A 19,447-nucleotide genomic window follows, 5' to 3' on the forward strand; every position below is an offset into this window, starting at 1 on the left:
CATTAGAGCCATTTAGGGCCATGTTTTTTCTAGTTTCATTTGAACAGTCATATTCGTCGACCATACTTAAAGTTCGTTGTTTCATATGGGGCGAATTATGCAGCCAATACTCTACATTCAAATCGGTAATGTTCTTTGGGCGGTTTTAAGTGACGGTTCTTGGATCCAAATGTTGCCCAACGAACAATTAGTTCCAGAAGTAGAGGTGGTTGTTCTTAATACTGACATTCTCGATATTGCATTTAATGAAGATACAACAAGTGAGGATGAATCGAGTTCGAATGATCTTTTAATTGCATCTCAAAACGGTATTGAATCCACTTTTAATCAGAGCGTTCGAGATTTTAGTGAGTCTTCTGGTGGGTTAAGTTTTGTTGCCTATATTCGCGCTGTTTTACCTGAGCAACTCGTTTCTAATGGCTATGTTACTAGGCCAGCAGTGCAAGAAAGAGAGAACCCAACTTCTGAGACTCAGGCTCCTGAGCGGTTGAATCCCGATGCTATATTAACGGTGGATATTCTTGATGGCGGCGATGGATACGAAAACCAGTTTGAAGTTCCTAGTGTCACGATTCAAGGTGACGCACTCAAGATAAGCGATGAGTGGCTTGTTACTATCACCATTACCGACAGCCTCAATAATTCCATTACTGTTACAACGACCGTAGAGAACGAGGCTTATACCCTATCAGGCGTTGATCTGTCTTCTCTTGCCGAAGGGCCGCTTACGGTGACTTCTGTGGTTTCTGACATTTATGGCAATAACCTGAACGCCGTCGATACGACCATTAAAGATACGCTTGCAACGGTGAACGTCAATTTTGATGGTGGAGGGGATGAGTATTTAAATCAGTACGAAATCGCGACTACTCGCCTCGAAGGGACGATTGAAAACATTGAAGATGGCCAGCGTATCCAAGTTACGGTAACCGACTCGTTAGGAGCGGTCATAAACTTAGAAACGGTGGTGACTGGTGGAAGTTGGTCTCTGGACGACGTTGACCTTTCTGGATTGTCTGAAGGTACGCTGACAGTTGTTGCTGAGAGTATTGATATAGCGGGCAACCCTACAACCAGTGAAAACACCATCATCAAAGATACGCTCGCAAGTGTGACGGTGGACGTTGACGATGGCGGAGACGGCTATTTAAACACTGAAGAGCGCCAATCTGTCACTTTGTCAGGGCAAGTCAGTGATGTTGAAAATGGTCAGACGGTTTCTGTCACGGTTCAAGACAGCTTGGGGGTGATGCTCTCGTTCAATACCGTTGTCGTTGATGGTATGTGGCAAGTCGAAGGGGCGAACTTATCCACGTTAGCCGATGGGGCGTTAACCGTATCTGCCTCCGTGAATGATGTGGCGGGCAACCAAGCGAAAGCGATGGATGAGGCTACGACCATAGATGCCACTGCTCCCACCATTGATATCGATACGGATTTTTATATTAGCGGTGGCCTTGCCATTGATGATTTCCGTGAGGGTATAGTCACGGAAATGAGAGGGACAACCAGTGGTGTAGAGCAAGGTCTGGCAGTGACGATTCGGGTAAGTGACGGAGACAGCACGCTGAATTTTACTGGCCTCGTTGATGCCTCAGGTTCGTGGACAGTAACCGGAATTGACGTAAACACTCTCAATCTAAACAACACGTGGACCATTGAAGCAGAAGTGTTGGATGCCGCCGGCAACCACGTGGTCGATACCATGCCGACAATAGTGCTACCCGGTTCAACGGTATTTTCTGAAAACATCGTTGGATTTTTTGGTGAGCAAAGCAGCTCGGCAGCCATCAACATAGAAAATGGTGTGCCAGCACTGCATGCAGAGCAGCCAAGTTTGAGCGCGCTTACATCGGTCGGTCAATCTATAAATGTTGTTGTTGCAGAAGATGGGTTGAGCTTACAAGGAACATCGACTGACGACCGATTAGTTTTCTCAGCAGAGGTCAATGATGATGGTACGGTTCAAATTACTTTTTATGAAGCGATTGATCATGGTGTAGGTCAAGATGAGCTGGTGACTAACGTATTGGTTGAAAGCATTCAAAGTGATGCTGACGGCACACAAGAGGCTGTTGTGGCTCCCCTAGAAATCGCCATCCTTGATGCCGATCCAGTGATCGAAAATGAGTCATATAGTGTAACCGAAGGCCAAGTCATTTCTGGCAATGTACTGGAGAATGACATTGATATTGATGGTGACTTGTACATTCGATATGTCAGAGCCGGAGGAGAGATCCAGTCTGTCCCTGATGGTGGCTCAGTAAGTTTTAGTCTAGAGAAGGGTGAATTAACCGTATTTTCAGATGGCTCTTGGCAGTTGAATGCCAGTCGCAACTTAGATCACACGGTTGAGCAAAGTCTCGTTTTTGATTATCTCGCAGCCGATGATTCAAAAGATTACGGTGTAGCAACCGCAACTATCGACATTATAGATGGCCAAGCGGGTTATGTAGGCAGCGCTACTATAAACGCAGCAGAAGTACCTCTGGGAGAGGCATTATTAACCACCGAAGGCAGTGTTAATGTGATTGCTGGCTCTGATAACCCTGATCCGACTAGTTTGTATTTTGGTGGGGCATCCATTACTAAGTTAGAGGCATTAGGGCTTACAAGCTCAGTCTCTGATAATGAGCTTAGCTACACGTTAAGTTCCAGTGGAAAGCAAATCACAGCATTTGCCAATGGTGTCACTGTATTTACGTTAACATTGAGTGGCATTGAGTCGGGTAACGATGTACTAGCTTCAATCTCGCTTACTCTTGATCATCCTATCGATCAATTCAATAGTAGTGATACGGTCACTTTCCCGCTGATCATTGGAGGGACAGATCTAGACTCCACACCGCTTGTAGAGAATGAAATTGATTTCGTGTTGAAAGATGGTGTTGATCCTACGTTGAGCAACTTGACTGTCGTTGCAATGGAAGAGATTAATCTAGAAAGTGGGGCAATCTTTAAGACTGGGAGCCTTCAACTCGATATCGGGAGTGATTATGTTGACTCTCTTCGATTTAGCGAATTAAACCAGCCCACATTAGTGAGTAGTGAAAGTGAGTTGCTTTACCGTCTGTCTGATGACGGTACGACAATTACTGGCTATATCTTAGAAGGTGGGGTGGAAGTAAATATTTTTCAATCGAAACTATTGTCCACATTACCTTTAGAGTCTAGTAGTGAAATAGAGTATTCCTTTGAATTATATCGCTCTTTCGATCTGTCAAAAGATCAAATCCTGGATATACCATTGTTAGTTAATGCAACAGATTCAGACGGTGACACCACCTCCGTAACACTGGATATTACCTTAGAGGCAATAGAAGGTTTGAACGATGATGCCTCTTTAACAGTAGATATTCTTGATGGTGGTGATGGATACGAAAACCAGTTTGAAGTTCCTAGTGTCACGATTCAAGGTGACGCACTCAAGATAAGCGATGAGTGGCTTGTTACTATCACCATTACCGACAGCCTCAATAATTCCATTACTGTTACAACGACCGTAGAGAACGAGGCTTATACCCTATCAGGCGTTGATCTGTCTTCTCTTGCCGAAGGGCCGCTTACGGTGACTTCTGTGGTTTCTGACATTTATGGCAATAACCTGAACGCCGTCGATACGACCATTAAAGATACGCTTGCAACGGTGAACGTCAATTTTGATGGTGGAGGGGATGAGTATTTAAATCAGTACGAAATCGCGACTACTCGCCTCGAAGGGACGATTGAAAACATTGAAGATGGCCAGCGTATCCAAGTTACGGTAACCGACTCGTTAGGAGCGGTCATAAACTTAGAAACGGTGGTGACTGGTGGAAGTTGGTCTCTGGACGACGTTGACCTTTCTGGATTGTCTGAAGGTACGCTGACAGTTGTTGCTGAGAGTATTGATATAGCGGGCAACCCTACAACCAGTGAAAACACCATCATCAAAGATACGCTCGCAAGTGTGACGGTGGACGTTGACGATGGCGGAGACGGCTATTTAAACACTGAAGAGCGCCAATCTGTCACTTTGTCAGGGCAAGTCAGTGATGTTGAAAATGGTCAGACGGTTTCTGTCACGGTTCAAGACAGCTTGGGGGTGATGCTCTCGTTCAATACCGTTGTCGTTGATGGTATGTGGCAAGTCGAAGGGGCGAACTTATCCACGTTAGCCGATGGGGCGTTAACCGTATCTGCCTCCGTGAATGATGTGGCGGGCAACCAAGCGAAAGCGATGGATGAGGCTACGACCATAGATGCCACTGCTCCCACCATTGATATCGATACGGATTTTTATATTAGCGGTGGCCTTGCCATTGATGATTTCCGTGAGGGTATAGTCACGGAAATGAGAGGGACAACCAGTGGTGTAGAGCAAGGTCTGGCAGTGACGATTCGGGTAAGTGACGGAGACAGCACGCTGAATTTTACTGGCCTCGTTGATGCCTCAGGTTCGTGGACAGTAACCGGAATTGACGTAAACACTCTCAATCTAAACAACACGTGGACCATTGAAGCAGAAGTGTTGGATGCCGCCGGCAACCACGTGGTCGATACCATGCCGACAATAGTGCTACCCGGTTCAACGGTATTTTCTGAAAACATCGTTGGATTTTTTGGTGAGCAAAGCAGCTCGGCAGCCATCAACATAGAAAATGGTGTGCCAGCACTGCATGCAGAGCAGCCAAGTTTGAGCGCGCTTACATCGGTCGGTCAATCTATAAATGTTGTTGTTGCAGAAGATGGGTTGAGCTTACAAGGAACATCGACTGACGACCGATTAGTTTTCTCAGCAGAGGTCAATGATGATGGTACGGTTCAAATTACTTTTTATGAAGCGATTGATCATGGTGTAGGTCAAGATGAGCTGGTGACTAACGTATTGGTTGAAAGCACTCAAAGTGATGCTGACGGCACACAAGAGACGGTTGTGGCACCGTTAACGATTACTATTTATGACTCTGATCCGGTGATTAGAGATGACACATACTCAGTCGTAGAAGATCAAACAATTACGGGCAATCTACTTGAAAATGATATTGATCTTGATGGAACACTTTATGTGAAATTTGTAGAGGCTGGCGGGGAGCAGAAGTCAATTCTAGAGGGGGGATCCGTAAGTTTTAGTTTAGAAAAAGGCGAATTAACCGTATTTTCTGATGGCTCTTGGCAGTTTGATGCAGGTCGAAACCTAGATCATTCGGTCGAGCAAAGTGTTTCTTTCAGCTATTTAGCTGCAGATGACTCCCAAGACTATGGCTTGGCTAACGCGACCATTGATATTAGTGATGGACAAGCAGGTTACGTAGGCAATGCGACTATAGACGTAACAGAAGTCCCTTTGGATGGCCCGATATTGAACTTTGAAGGAACTGTCAATATTGTTGCGGGATCTGACAACCCTGATCCGAGTAGTTTGTATTTCGGTGGGTCATCTATTACTAAGTTAGAAGCATTAGGGCTTACAAGCTCAGTCTCTGATAATGAGCTTAGCTACACGTTAAGTTCCAGTGGAAAGCAAATTACAGCATTTGCGAATGGTGTCACTGTATTTACGTTAACATTGAGTGGCGTTGAGTCGGGTAACGATGTATTAGCATCAATTTCGCTTACTCTTGAGCACCCTATCGATCAATTCAATAGCAGTGATATGGTCACTTTCCCGTTGACCATTGGTGGCGTAGATTTAGATGCCACACCGCTTGTAGAGAATGAAATTGACTATGTTCTAAAGGATGGCGCAGACCCAACTTTAAATAATTTGAATGGGGTAGAAGTAAAAGAATCTGATCTCGCAAATGGAAGTGTGTTGAGCTCAGGGAATTTTCAAGTTGAGGTTGGCAGTGATTACCTCGAATCTTTGTCGTTCATCGTCTCTGAACAACCCTTGTTGACGAGTGGTGAACAAGTTGTGCTTTATCAAGTCTCTGCGGATGGCAAAACACTTGATGGTTATATTCTTGACGAAGATGGGCAAACTCAGATTCCCATCTTTCAAGCTACCCTCAATGCTTCATTACCTATTGATGCAAATAGCGACATTACCTACTCCTTTGAGCTTTTTCAGGCTCTCGACCAACAAGAAAATACTGATCCAAACGTGCCTCTCGTTGTTACTGCAATGGACTCAGACCAAGATAACACGTCGGTCGTTTTAGACATTAATGTGATAGATAACGACAATGAACAAGCGCTAATCAATAGTGGCAATGTCGAGTTAACCGAAACACCTGTCGATACAAACATTGCTCCTGATGGTGTTTCAGCCATAGCGAATACGGATGTGATAGTTACGTCATCATTCGATCCGATTGTGTATCTGGGTGTTGACATAAATGATGGAGATACTGTCAAAACTACGCTTGGTGATGCTGTTACTTATAACGGAGAGGCTGCCACTTGGTACGATAACAATGATGGAAGCTTTGACGCAATTTCAGACACTGGAGACGTTGTATTTAGGGTCACGTTACCTAGTGACTTCTCTTTGCCATCAAATGATACGTCTACCGTTAATGTAACTGTAGAGCTTTATCACTCGCTTGACCATGTTTTAGGTGATGGGACGCAATTGTCGATCTCTATGCCCATCGTGGCGAGAGATTCTGATGGAAGCGAGATCTCTACGGAGTCCAACATACTGGTCTATGATGGCTTGTTTCCGGAACTAGTAATTACAGAGGGAATCACAGTCAATGAAAGCGGGTTGAATGATGATTCGCTTGATTCTGGCATCGAGGGCTCGTCACCATCCATTACGCTATTACAAGGTTCAGACTCTATCGCCAGTGTGAGCGTGAATATCGATATGTTCAATGCGCTCGGCTATAAAACAAGTAGTGGTAGCCTGGTTTCGCTTGATTCACCGGACTCGAATGGTTGGTTATATGCAAGAGATGAAAGCGAGCAAGACGTCTTTAGAATTAGATTTAATACCGATGGGACTGTCGAGTTTGATCTATACCGTGCACTTGAACACGATGAACCTGACGGTGTTCCAGCGGACGAGAACACATTAGAACTCAGTTTTTCAATTTATGCCGTTGATAAGGATGGCGACCAGTCTGAAGCTGAGACATATACCGTTAGTGTAGTAGATGATATCCCTGAAGACACAAGCTCACCAATAGAAATTGAACTTACCGAGGGGGATGAGTTTTCGGGAAACTGGTTTAGCAATAATGCCGACTTAATCAGTTCAGATGGCACGTTGATTTCAAGTTTGACCTATGCAGGTGAAACATACGATACGGCGAGTTCGGTATTTAGCAATGATGCTTGGACCATCGATTTAATCAATAGTAGTGATGGTAACTTAAAATATGGAACGCTGACTATTGCTCAAGATGGGACATTTACGCTAACTACCGAGCTTATTGTTAATACGCCTGTAGGTGGTTTGCTTGATGATCTAACGATAACTGTGACGGATGCAGACGGTGACCAAGCAAGCAGTGAAGCTCAATTAATTCTTGATGATGCCAGGGGTTTTATTCGAACCGTTAATGTAGATACGTTAGAAGATAATGGCGCGAATAATAGTGGAGACCCCACGCCAGTCGCGTTACCGATTAGAGTTTCTCCTGGGGATACGGAGAATAATGAGCGTGTTGAAGCGATAAGGATCTCTGTTGAATCTCTACAAGGAGGGGCTCTGTTTTTAGACGGAGTGCGCCTTGAAGATGATGATAATGACGGATTTATTAGTCTTTCTGGTACAGAGCTAATGGGGGTGGGTATATTCACCGTTCCAAATGGTGATCTCACTTATCAACCAGCGCTAAACCTGTCGGGCAACACTATCAAAGTTTCGTTAGCAGTGTCTGCATTAATCGTATCTGATGTCGAACCAGATGGTTTTGTATTACAAGGCAATAACACGTTAAATGTTAACGTCTTACCGGTTGCAGATTTGCCAGAGTGGTCTAATGATTCGGACTTTTCTTATCAAAGTGTTGAAGATTCCGCTGAATCACTTTCGCTCAATATTGTCGCTGAAAAGTTTGACCAAGACGGTTCTGAAACGCTCCACTACCAAATTTCGAATATTCCAGATGGACTTATATTAACACTTAACGGAAGTGCTATTGAGGAAGGGAAATCGTATAGCCAATCCGAGTTAGATCAAATTGAAATCACATCTAACGAAAACTTAGCCGGAAGATTTACTTTTGATGTAACGGCAGTAACGACTGAGTCGGGTAGTGTGTTTGCCGATGAGCAAGATAAAACAGCGGAGATCACTGAGCAAGTTGTTATCGATATATCTCCAGATGCCGATGTGCCTGCGCTGACCGTTAAAAACATTCAGGGGCTTGAAGACCAAGCGATTGACTTAAAAGAGTACATCTTAGGGCGGCTCACTGACACAGATGGCTCGGAGTCTCTGTCTTATCGCATAGAAGTTCAAGATGGTTGGACATTGCCTGTCGGAGCTGGGATTACGCTTATCGGTATTAATACCTACCTAGTGACCTCCAATGCTCTAGCCAATTCGGAGGCGTTACTTCAACCAAAATCGGATATCAGCTCATTTACTGAATCTCTATCCCTTCAAGTAACCGCCATTTCAACAGAGTCGACTATTGATGGCTTAGCACCTCTTAATGAAACCGCCGAGAGCCAATCTGCAACCATTGACATTAAGCTAAAAGGCGTGGTCGATGAACCAATTGTCCTAGATGGTGGACAGGGGAATTGGCAATATGATCAAGCGACTAAAGTAATTAGTAATCTCTCTACGTTAGACGAAGATAACCTGATACAACTGGATTTTATCATCCAGACATCAGACGACGATCTATCAGAAGAAATTAATATCTTGCTTCAGAACATCCCTGTGGGAACACAACTGACAGATGTAAATGGTGACCCTATTGCTCTTCCAATTGCATACGTGGACCCAATAACGGGGCCAGTTTATCAGGTCTCGAACGCTGTTCTTGAAAACACTTACCTCAAAACAGAGCAAGATTTTAGTGGAACACTGAGCATGGATGTTATCGTCGTTTCAACAGAGCCGGATGGTGATTCTGCTGAAACCCCTCTTAAAGTGGAAATGGAAATCTTACCTATTGTTGATCAAACTGACGGTCAAGAATTACAAAGCAATGGTATTGAGGACAATTTCATCACACTAAATCTTGAGCCTGTCGTTAATCAAGATATAGATTCTAGTGAGTCCTTGACAGGATACACCATTGTATCCATTTCAGATGGCTTAACACTTTACTTTGATGGTAATGCAGTAGAGGAAAGTAATTTACCGTTAGAACTCAATGAACTACTCGATGGTAGCTCGGCAACATTATCTGAGTTGTTAAACAGTGGACGAATCACTGTAAAAGCTAATGAAGACCTAAGTGGGACGTTTAGCCTGGAAGTTCAGTACGAAGTGACAGACACGTCTCCGACGATGGAGACTGATGTAAAGGCAATCAACGGCTCTTTGAGCGTCGTGGTTTCTGGAAAAGTGGATATTGGTAATGAAGATATTGACAAAACACGTTTAGAAGGCGCGACTGAAGTATTCACAAGTACGGATGGGTCTGCTGTTGACGTGAGTGGAGGCATTACATTTACAGAAGCGGATATTGATGGTTCAGAGTATCTCGATTACATCGTTTTACAGATACCGCAGGGTCAAGACCTCATTGTTACTCATCCGAATGGTGCTTCTCAAGATGCCGATGGGAACTGGCTGATTCCAATGGAAGGAATCACAAGTGATAGCGTGTTGGAAACCGCTCAAGATTTGCTTGCTGGCGCATCGATTTATAGCCCATCTAACACAGAGATACTTGATGTGAATGTGTTAGCGTATGTTCGAGATGGAACGGATGCTCAATACATCACAGGTCAGTTCCAAATTCAAATTACTGGCCATGAAGGAGATGGAGACCAGTGTGCTGATCCTGGTGAACCGGGAAGCGTTCAAAGTGGGGATATTGTAGGTAAAGAAGGTGAAGATGTCTCAATTGGGGCGTTTTTAAACCCTGATGTGGCGAGTAGTGATGATAACTTAGTTTCCTTCTTTGTCGCCGCAGATTCTTTACCTGAAGGAGTCGAGCTTACTGGCGAAGGTGTGATACCTGCTTATGATAATACGGGCAATCTGTTGGGTTATTCAATTTCTAGCGCTGGATTGTCTTCCTTGACGCTTACTGGCGTGGATGAGGACTTTGCTGGTTGCATTACTTTCAATTTAGAAGTGACAGAAACGGCCCCATGCGATGGTGACTCGAAAACAACCGCTCAGACCATTACGGTACAAATCTCTCCTGTTGTCGATGATATCGCGATAGCACCAAGCCAAGTTACGGTTCAAGAAGATACTATAACCAACCTGAATCTTGCTCTTGTATTGGGCGATAGTGAAGGGCCAATGCAGTCCATTACTGGAGAAGGTGACGCAGCGACTGGCCTTGAAAGTGTCAATTGGGTTTCTTTATCGGTGTCTGACGAGAATGCGCGGTTTACTGCCGTGGACCCGAGCCTACTCATTGACAACGGTGATGGAACATGGGTAGTGACAGATGTTACGCGTCTAAACGAAATTCAGTTAATCCCACCTGAAAACTACAGTGGAGAGCTTGTTATTTCCGTTGACGCAAACATTACTGATGAAGTCACGGGAAGTTGTTTAAGTACTGACAGTGCGAAAGATACTCAAACTAAATCAACAGAAGTTACCGTTACCATTGCCCCAGTGGTTGATAAAGCGGTTCTGGAAACAGAAGACGTAGTTGGTAATGAAGATAATTATATTTATTTAGGAAACTTATCTGCATCATTAATCGATCAAGATGGTTCTGAGTCGATGTCTTTGGTCATGACAGGAGTGCCAGACGGAGCCGTGTTGGTTTGGGACAATAATGGGACGTTCGAATTACTCCCTGATAACGGTTCAACGGATGGTGAGAGCAAGGAGTGGCAGCTAACTCAAGCACAACTTGATAAGGTTTACTTTCTACCGCCACTAGATTTTAGTGGGGATATTTCACTAACACTGCAAGCTATTACCCAAGAGTCTGGATCAAACGACTATAACTATACCACTTCTCAGTTCAACGTCGGCGTAAAACCGATTGGCGATGATGTATCGTTGAATACAACCTCTAACACGTTCACTGGAGATGAAGGTGATTCCATTTCGATTGACTTTTTAGCGAGCGGTTTTGAAACAAATAGCAACGAATATATAGAAGTGTCGATGTTGATCAAAGCAAGCTCTGAACCCTCTGCATTGGAAGGCTTAGGTAGGATTCGTATTGGAACTCAATTCTCATCCTTTACCTTCGATGACGCGGGCAATGCCGTGGCGACGGTATTAGTGCGAGCAAATGAAGTGTCAGGTTTGGAGTTCGTTCCGAAGGATGCATTTGGAACGATGGGTGTTGCTCTCAATGTTAGAACGTTTGATCAAGCGATAGTGTCAGGGACACTCGAAACCGATTTTGGAGATGTGCAAACCACCGATCTAACCATTGTTGTTACCCCTGAAGCTGATGAGCCAACACTAACGGCCGATTATCAGTCTATTGTGTCTGAAGCGTCTGGGAGTATTCCTTTAGGGTTGAGCATGAATTTAGTCAACCCTGCACCCGAAGAGTTTGGAAGTGTGGAGATTCGCGGATTACCAACAGATCTAGAGTTGAGTCATGGTGAAAGATTGAACGGCATTTATGCTGTTGATCAAGAGGATGTCGCTGATCTTTCCATCGTTGGCGGGTTTAGCGGTGCAAGTGATTTTACGTTGTCGATAAAACCGATTGCAACACTGGGCGCCACTGTCGCAGAAGGTTCTGCTCAGGTAGTCAATGTTGCCTTAGTGGAAGAGGGGGGCCAAACATTACTTGCGACAGATGCTAATGATTTGCTTATTGGAGGAAGTGGCAGCGATGTATTCCAGTTTGACAGTTCAGGGCTCGGTAACGAGTTAAAGCCCTCGTACGATGTGATCAACGATTTCCAAATATCCGTTATTGGTGATGATAATGACACAATTGACATCGCCTCGATAATCACCGCTACCTCGATAACAGAAGTCGATAATAAGCTCGATTTAACAGAGAATGATGATGGCGTAACGCTTCACATAAAACCAGAAGAGACGGGGACAAAACAACAGATTCTTATGCAGGGCGTCACTCTCGATCAGCTTTACAAAGGTGACTCGACTGGCGTAGCCGAAGAAAATGTCTTACAGAAGATGATTGATGACAACAACTTGCTAGTAGGTGGTATGTCATGAAGCATCACTCATCCTCATCAAGTGAGCTAACTAACGATCCTTGGGGGCAATCGTTAACTTGGTTGATGCGTTATTTTGAGGTTAGACACCATACAAAAAAGGTGCTTTCTGGATTACCTCTTGTTGAGGGTAGATTGGATAGTGACTTATTCATCAGAGCCGCTGAGCGAGCCGATCTTGAACTCACATTAATCGATTTAAAATCCACCGCAATGTTGAGCTTTCCATTGGTGGTAATCAATAGGAAGACGTTACAACCCGCTATTATATCTGAGCGACATAACAGCGATTATCAAGTCACGTTATTTAGTGAAGATCAAGGTGAAACGCAATACGTCACGAGCGAGGAACTGCATAATCAATTCCAGCCTCAAGCATGGCAAGTTTCTATGCGTCCAGAGCTGGACAAACGGATAAGTTCTATTCAAGCGGATTATAATGAACATTGGCTTTTCGCCGTAGTGAAAGAAATGTCTCCGTGGTATCGAGATCTTTTGATTGCCTCTTTCCTTATCAATACGCTAGCGCTAGTTATTCCGCTTTTCACTATGAACGTTTACGATCGTGTAGTGCCTAATCAAGCTTTCAGTACATTATGGGTTTTGGTCGCTGGTGTCTCCGTCATCATTATTTTTGATTGGCTATTGCGTAAAGCAAGGGGAGTTGTCACTGATACCGCGGGTAAGTACATCGATAACAAGCTTTCTTCGATACTTTTTTCTAAAGTTATGGGGATGAAACTTGAACACCGTCCTGCATCAGTCGGTGCATTCGCTCGACAACTACAAGATTTTGATAGTGTTCGCGATTTTTTTACTTCTGCATCTCTTGTGACCTTAGTTGATCTCCCATTTACGTTGTTATTTTTAGTCTTAATAGGTTGGCTAGGTGGGGCAATGATGTTCATACCTATTGCCGTCATGTTTACCCTGCTGATCCTTGGCTTTGCGGTAAAAACAAAAATAGAACAATCACATACGGAAAGTGCTGCACTATCCATGAAGCGACAAGCTCACTTGTTTGATTCATTGTCCTCTTTAAAAGAGATTAAGCAAAATAACGCTACGGGAGAAGCACAAAAGCGTTGGGAGCAAACGGTATCCATGCTTTCTGATTGGCAAAATCAATCGCGAAACTATTCGAATATCGTTGCTTACTCCATTCAATCTAGCCAGCAGATAATTACCGTAATGTTACTTGTAACAGGCGTGTACAGAATTTCTGAGGGATTGCTCAGCATGGGGGGGCTCATTGCTATTGTCATGCTTAGCGGTCGTGCTGCAGGGGCGATTAACCAGTTAGCTATGCTGTTACTTCGCTATCAACAGACAAAAACAGCGGTTGAAGGCTTAAATTCTATCATGTCTTTACCTCAGGAGGTGCAACGCAGTCAGGTCATTACGTCTGCCGAATTTACAGGGAATATACGTTTAGAAAACGTGAGCTTCCAATACCCAGATGTTGATATGCCATGTTTGAGAGATATTAATCTTACTATCAAGCAAGGCGAACGCGTTGGCGTTATTGGTAGTGCAGGAGCCGGAAAGTCTACACTCCTTTCTATTATTACCAATCAACTCAGTACCTTACAGGGTAGCGTTTATTTTGATGACATTGACAGTCAGCTTTGGCCCGCCGAATTGATAAGAGAGAAAACGGGTTGGGTTGGCCAAGATTCGCATCTTATATACGGCAGCATTATGGAAAACATAGTATTAGGACATCATGTTATTGATCAAGAACGTTTACGCCGTGCGATAGAATTATCGGGTTTGAACCAGTACATGAGTCGCCTTCCTCATGGTCTAGAAACGCAAGTCGGAGAAGGAGGGCGTTATTTGTCGGGGGGGCAAAGGCAAGCTGTAGCGATTTCAAGAGCTTTTTATCGAAACCCAGCAGCATTAATTTTAGACGAGCCAACCAGTTCCTTAGACCAGCCTGCTGAGAATGCATTGTTTAATGCTCTCAAATCGTTGCCGCACTCGACGACGATGATTATTAGCTCTCATAAACATTCCTTATTATCGCTTTGTGATCGAATTGTTGTGCTTGATAAAGGCACAATTTTGAGGGAAGGATCGCCCCAAGAAATTTTTGCTAAACAACAGTCTAACGCGAAAACGAACAGAGTACGCGCAGTATCAATTGTACGCGAAGGAGGTCAATGATGAGCACAGTTCGTTGGAGTAATGCTCATTTAGCAAACCGTTCGAGAACGTTGATTTGGTTGTCTGCCGCGTTAGTGCTAAGTGTGATTATTTGGGCCTCGTGGGCGAGGTTAGACGAAGTGGTTGTCGGCGAAGGAAAGGTTGTTCCTACTTTGTCTGTTCAGACGATTCAGAGCTTAGAGGGAGGCATTCTAAAGGAGTTACTTGTCATGCCTGGTGAAAGCGTCACTAAGGGGCAAACCATCGCTATTCTGGATGATACAAGGTTTAAGTCGACCTATTCGGAGACCTCTGAACAAGTTGAATCTTTGCTCGCCAGAAAGCAGAGGCTTCAAATTGAATTAGAAACGGTAAAAGTGAATAGCCTCCAACTGGATTGGAAACAACAAGTGAGTATCGAGCCTCAGACATTTGATATTTCGATGACCGGCCACTCTGCCTATCTGAATGCCAAAGCAAACTATCTTGAGCGGTTGAGCCAACTGGAGTCTGAGCTGGAGGAGGCTAAATTGCGAATTGAGCAACAATCGCAAGCTTATCTAGATACCTTGAATACCATTCAAACACTAAAAAGCAGTCTGGTTATTGTCTCGAAAGAGCGAGATATGCTGAGAGAGGTGGTTTCTAGTGGCGCGGTAGCTGAAGTGGAATTATTAAAACTGAATAGAGACGTTATAAAGCTCAAAGGAGACATCGCGAGTTCACAAGCTGCTGTCCAAAAGCAAAGGGCTGTGTATTCTGAATCCATCGCAGATTATCGTGGTACTGCGCTTGCTTTTAGGGCAGAGGCACAAGGGCAGCTCAATGAAGTTGTGACGCAACTAGCGCAGCTCAATGAAAGTCGTCAGGCGATTGCGGATCAGTTGAATCGAACGCAGTTACTTTCTCCGGTCGATGGAACCATCAAAGATGTTTTTGTCAGAACCATCGGAGGTGTGGTTAAGCCGGGTGAGCCTATTTTAGAAATAGTCCCTCGTAATAGCACGTTAATCGTTGAAGCGAGAATTTCTCCTCAGAATATCGCCTTCATAAGGCCTGGCCTGCCGGCAACGGTAAAGTTGTCTGCCTATGACTTTGTCATTTACGGAGGCCTAGAAGGAGAAGTGACCTACGTAAGCGCCGATGCACTTCAAAATGAAGAGGGCAATGCCTACTACCGTGCCAACGTTACTTTCAAGGTTGATGATAAGTTTACGATCATCCCGGGAATGCAGGTTGTGGTAGACATTCTTACAGGAGAAAAAACAGTACTGAATTATTGGTTAAAACCTATATTACGTGCGAAAGAGAATTCGCTCAGAGAAAGATAGACATAAGGATATAAGATGCGGCTTAAATCAACGTTATTGGTCTTGTTTGCAGTATCATCGTCGCCAAACGCTTTGACTTTAGAAGAGTCAGTTACGTTATCTCTCGATAGCTCCCCCAGTTTGCTTGCTCGCTATTCTCGCTATGAGTCGATGGTACGAGACCGAAATGCCATAAATGGTTCATTTCTTCCTCAGGTTAATTTGTATGCAGCAGCAGGGTACGAAGGTACTCGATATAACAACGGAAACTACATCGACAGTGAAGATAGAACATTAGAAAGAACGGAGATGGGCGTAAGAATCTCCCAACTGTTATTTGATGGATTTAAAACAAGTGCTGATGTTGATCGCCTATCTTACGAGGCTGAAGCTGAACGCTTAGGCTTATTGGCATCTGCGGAAAATGTCGCATTAGATACTGTCAGAGCGTATGTGGACGTTTTACATGCCCGAGAGTTGATGAAACTGACAGAAAGAAACCTAAGTGAACACCAAGAGATCTACCGTTTCATTCTAGATAAAAAAGAAAAAGGTTTAACCAGCAACTCCGATTTAGCACAGGTTTCTTCGCGTGTCGCGACAACACAGTCCTCATTGATTGCCGCCCAAAACAATCTTTCCGATGCTAGAACAAGATTTGTACGTTTAGTTGGTCGAGCGCCGCAAAACTTAGTTGAGCCTGTTTACCCGCAGGAATTGCTTCCGAATAAGCTTGACGAAGCACTCAAACAAGCGGTTAGGTTGCACCCATCCATACAGTCGGCGATGAAAGATTTAGAGGCGGCTCGACATGAAGTAAAAAGAGAAAAGGGGGATTACTACCCAGAGCTCAAGCTTGAGCTGTCAGCCAACAAAACAGACAACGTGGATAATATTGAAGGCATTAACGAAGATGCAAAGGTTATGCTGACGGTCAACTACGATCTTTTTAACGGCTTTTCTACAGACTCCCGAGTGGAGTCATCTGCCTGGCGAGTAGAGGAGGCGAGGGCTATTCGAGCAAATGCAGAACTAGATGCGAATGAAGGTGTAAGGCTGGCATGGGACGCACATACATTGCTTCAACAGCAAATGGAGTTTTTAAAAGTCAACGTTGATGCGGCGAAAGTAACTGAATTAGGGTACATCCAGCAGTTCAATGTAGGGCGACGCAGTTTGTTAGATGTATTAGATGCCAAAGTTGAAACGTTTGTTGCGAGACGGAACTACACCCGAACAAAGTACGATCATTTGGTTGCCACTTACCGTTTATTCAACTCGATGGGGATTCTGACTTATGCGTTGCGAGTTGAGTATCCAGAGAACTGGAAGGAGAACAATAATGGATAAATTCGCAGTGACGAGTCTTCTAGTTTTCATGTTAGCAGGCTGTGCTGAATCACCGAATACGACGTTGACCACATACCAGTACAACGACCTTAAAGATAATGATAGTGATGGCGTGATAAACCAACGAGATAACTGCGCAGATACGCCAAAAGGTGTGGTTGTTGACAGTGAAGGCTGTGCGAATTGGGTCAACGACTCGCAGACACACCTGATCAGCTTTTTCTTTGCGATGGATGAGCATCAGGTAACGCCATCTCATGATATGCCGCTAAGCGAGTTGAAAGCACTGCTTCAGAGTAACCCAAATGCGCAAGTCATACTGATAGGAGACACAAGCCCTGAAGCGTCACTCGAATACAACAAAGCGTTGGCAAAGAAAAGGACGGCAGCTATACGAGAATTGCTAGTGAGAAACGGCATTCAAGATAATCGAATTGAAGAGCAAGAGTTTTATCAGAATACGGCATTGACGGTACAACTAAAAAAACGGGAAAGGCGCACAATTGCTGTTGTAAACACGAAAGCTGAAAGTACTGAACAAGCGTGGACTATATTTAGTTCGGACAGCGAGTTGACACCTAATTCGAAGTTGGAGCTGAATTATGAAAATTAAAGTCTTGCCTTTCCTTGCTCTAACTTCATGTTTGATTTCACCGCTGGCATTTTCTGACTCTGAGGCTCGAACATCGATTTTTGTCGAGCCAGAGATACTAGAAACGATAGAAACATTGATAGATGAGCCAAGTGTAAATGTAGCGCTTGCATCTCAGTCTGTTGGTTTTAACGACATGCTAAATGACGGAACCTCTATTGCGATCACATCTAAGAAATGGTCAGATGAAAACATCTCCCGATTTCAACGAGAAAGAGGCCACAGGCCTACACGTTTGTTTTTAATGGCAAACGCTATTGTCGTAATCAATAGTCAAAAGAGTACGGTAGATAGTGTTTCCGTTAGTGAATTGAAACGCTGTGATGCAAATACGTATGCTTTCGGGGAGATGCGTTTAAGTAACCCAGATGTGAGCTCTAATGGTTGTCAATTATCGATTCAAATGCTTGATGAAGACCGATTGAAACGGGCTTTAAGCGACGACTTGTCAGCCAAAGCTTATATGCGATACTCCGATTTTAAATACTCAGAACAGTGGTCGAGCTACAAGGCTCTCTCTGTTCATCATAACGATGACTCATGCTCTTTGAGCACAGATTGCATCTATTCTCTTCGCTATCCATTTTCCGTGGTCTATTACGTTTATATAAATAAACAATTCGACACTAATCAGAAGATCAAAAAATCAAAGCTATTTGAACTCCTTACAACCGACAACAATACACAACAGGTACGAAATGCTGGGTTTATTCCACTACCAAAAGCGCTTATTAAAATAAATAGGGTGAAGTTAGGGCTAGATGAGCCAGTTGTTTTAAACGGGTATAAATAAACTTCATACGCCTAACTATGTGGGCTTGAGTGAACGTACCGCTCTAGGAAGTTTGCCTTGCTGCTCATTTATCTTTGGTTAACCTTTGGTCAATTGAGTTGGTTGTAAGTGGTTTTGTTGGTAATTTTTCTATCATTGTGGCAAGTTTACTTAAAACTACTTAAGTGAATTTAAGTTATGACACAAGAAGAAAGACTCGTAGCGCTCAGAGCGAAGCTGGAGCAGCAAAACAAAGTAACGTTGTCTGAAGTTTGTGAGTACTTTGGTATCTCGCGAGATTCAGCTCGCCGAGACTTAGTTAAGTTGAGTCAGCAACCTGGGTTACAAAGAATACGAGGTGGTGTCATGCTTGCGCCGATCTCTTCCCATACCGAGGCATACGCGAGTCGACCCGTGAGTGACGTTAAACATCGACTAGCTCAAGCTGCCACAGCGTTGTTGGATGAGCGCGACCATCTTGTTATTGATACCAGCACCATTTTGTCTCTGCTCCCACTCTATGCAGGAAAAGCGCGTTGTGGAGAAAACAAGCTCAACGTCGTTACTAACAGCATTGATGTACTGACCGCTGCTGAAACAAACGACACAATGGACGTTCATTTCTTAGGCGGACACTTTGACCCTTATGCCAGAGCAGTTTTAGGGGCGCAAGCAGAGCAGCAAATGCAGCAGTATCACGTGAACAAAGCGTTCATTGGCGTGTGTGCATTGACATCCCGAGGGCTGACAACAAATAGTTTGTTAGAAGCTACAATGAAACAAGCGATGATTGCTCAAGCTCAGCAGGTCATCGTCGTTTGTGAATCCCGAAAAATTGGTAGCGACAATTTCCACCACGTATGTGATTTGTCAAAGATCGACATCATTATTACCGATCATCCCCCTCAATCAGATTTTCAACAACTCCTCGATCACAATGATATTGAATGTATTGTTGTGTCACCGAAATAAGGAATC

Annotated in this window: 7 protein-coding genes; all 7 read left to right on the plus strand. The window is 44.1% G+C overall.

Annotation, left to right across the window (positions count from 1 at the left end; translation table 11 throughout):
- The first annotated feature begins 97 nt into the window (after nucleotides 1-97).
- The gene (locus R7044_RS05635) at nucleotides 98-12,238 is read left to right on the plus strand and encodes an Ig-like domain-containing protein (RefSeq protein WP_225455403.1); all 12,141 of its coding nucleotides are present in this window, start codon (nucleotides 98-100) and stop codon (nucleotides 12,236-12,238) included.
- On the plus strand, nucleotides 12,235-14,406 hold the full coding sequence (locus tag R7044_RS05640; RefSeq protein WP_205460936.1) for a type I secretion system permease/ATPase: 2,172 nt from the start codon (nucleotides 12,235-12,237) through the stop codon (nucleotides 14,404-14,406). Before R7044_RS05635 ends, R7044_RS05640 begins: the two co-directional genes overlap by 4 nt.
- On the plus strand, nucleotides 14,403-15,716 hold the full coding sequence (locus R7044_RS05645; RefSeq protein ID WP_132936631.1) for an HlyD family type I secretion periplasmic adaptor subunit: 1,314 nt from the start codon (nucleotides 14,403-14,405) through the stop codon (nucleotides 15,714-15,716). Before R7044_RS05640 ends, R7044_RS05645 begins: the two co-directional genes overlap by 4 nt.
- A gap of 15 nt (nucleotides 15,717-15,731) precedes the next feature.
- Nucleotides 15,732-17,045, plus strand: a complete 1,314-nt coding sequence (locus tag R7044_RS05650; protein WP_064368370.1) for a TolC family outer membrane protein — start codon at nucleotides 15,732-15,734, stop codon at nucleotides 17,043-17,045.
- On the plus strand, nucleotides 17,038-17,658 hold the full coding sequence (locus R7044_RS05655) for an OmpA family protein (RefSeq protein ID WP_053303115.1): 621 nt from the start codon (nucleotides 17,038-17,040) through the stop codon (nucleotides 17,656-17,658). The genes R7044_RS05650 and R7044_RS05655 overlap by 8 nt, the downstream gene beginning before the upstream one ends.
- Complete coding sequence (locus R7044_RS05660; protein ID WP_132936632.1) at nucleotides 17,648-18,490, plus strand: phosphate ABC transporter substrate-binding protein; 843 nt, start codon at nucleotides 17,648-17,650, stop codon at nucleotides 18,488-18,490. The genes R7044_RS05655 and R7044_RS05660 overlap by 11 nt, the downstream gene beginning before the upstream one ends.
- A gap of 177 nt (nucleotides 18,491-18,667) precedes the next feature.
- Entirely contained in the window at nucleotides 18,668-19,441 is a 774-nt protein-coding gene (locus tag R7044_RS05665) for a DeoR/GlpR family DNA-binding transcription regulator (protein WP_132936633.1), read from the plus strand.
- Nucleotides 19,442-19,447 lie beyond the last annotated feature (6 nt).

Source organism: Vibrio sp. 1402 (assembly GCF_033340275.1).

Coding starts and splice junctions, on each gene's coding strand:
- R7044_RS05650 (WP_064368370.1), top strand. CDS start 15,732: ATGCGGCTTAAATCAACGTTATTGGTCTTGTTTGCAGTATCATCGTCG.
- R7044_RS05660 (WP_132936632.1), top strand. CDS start 17,648: ATGAAAATTAAAGTCTTGCCTTTCCTTGCTCTAACTTCATGTTTGATT.
- R7044_RS05665 (WP_132936633.1), top strand. CDS start 18,668: ATGACACAAGAAGAAAGACTCGTAGCGCTCAGAGCGAAGCTGGAGCAG.
- R7044_RS05635 (WP_225455403.1), top strand. CDS start 98: ATGCAGCCAATACTCTACATTCAAATCGGTAATGTTCTTTGGGCGGTT.
- R7044_RS05640 (WP_205460936.1), top strand. CDS start 12,235: ATGAAGCATCACTCATCCTCATCAAGTGAGCTAACTAACGATCCTTGG.
- R7044_RS05655 (WP_053303115.1), top strand. CDS start 17,038: ATGGATAAATTCGCAGTGACGAGTCTTCTAGTTTTCATGTTAGCAGGC.
- R7044_RS05645 (WP_132936631.1), top strand. CDS start 14,403: ATGATGAGCACAGTTCGTTGGAGTAATGCTCATTTAGCAAACCGTTCG.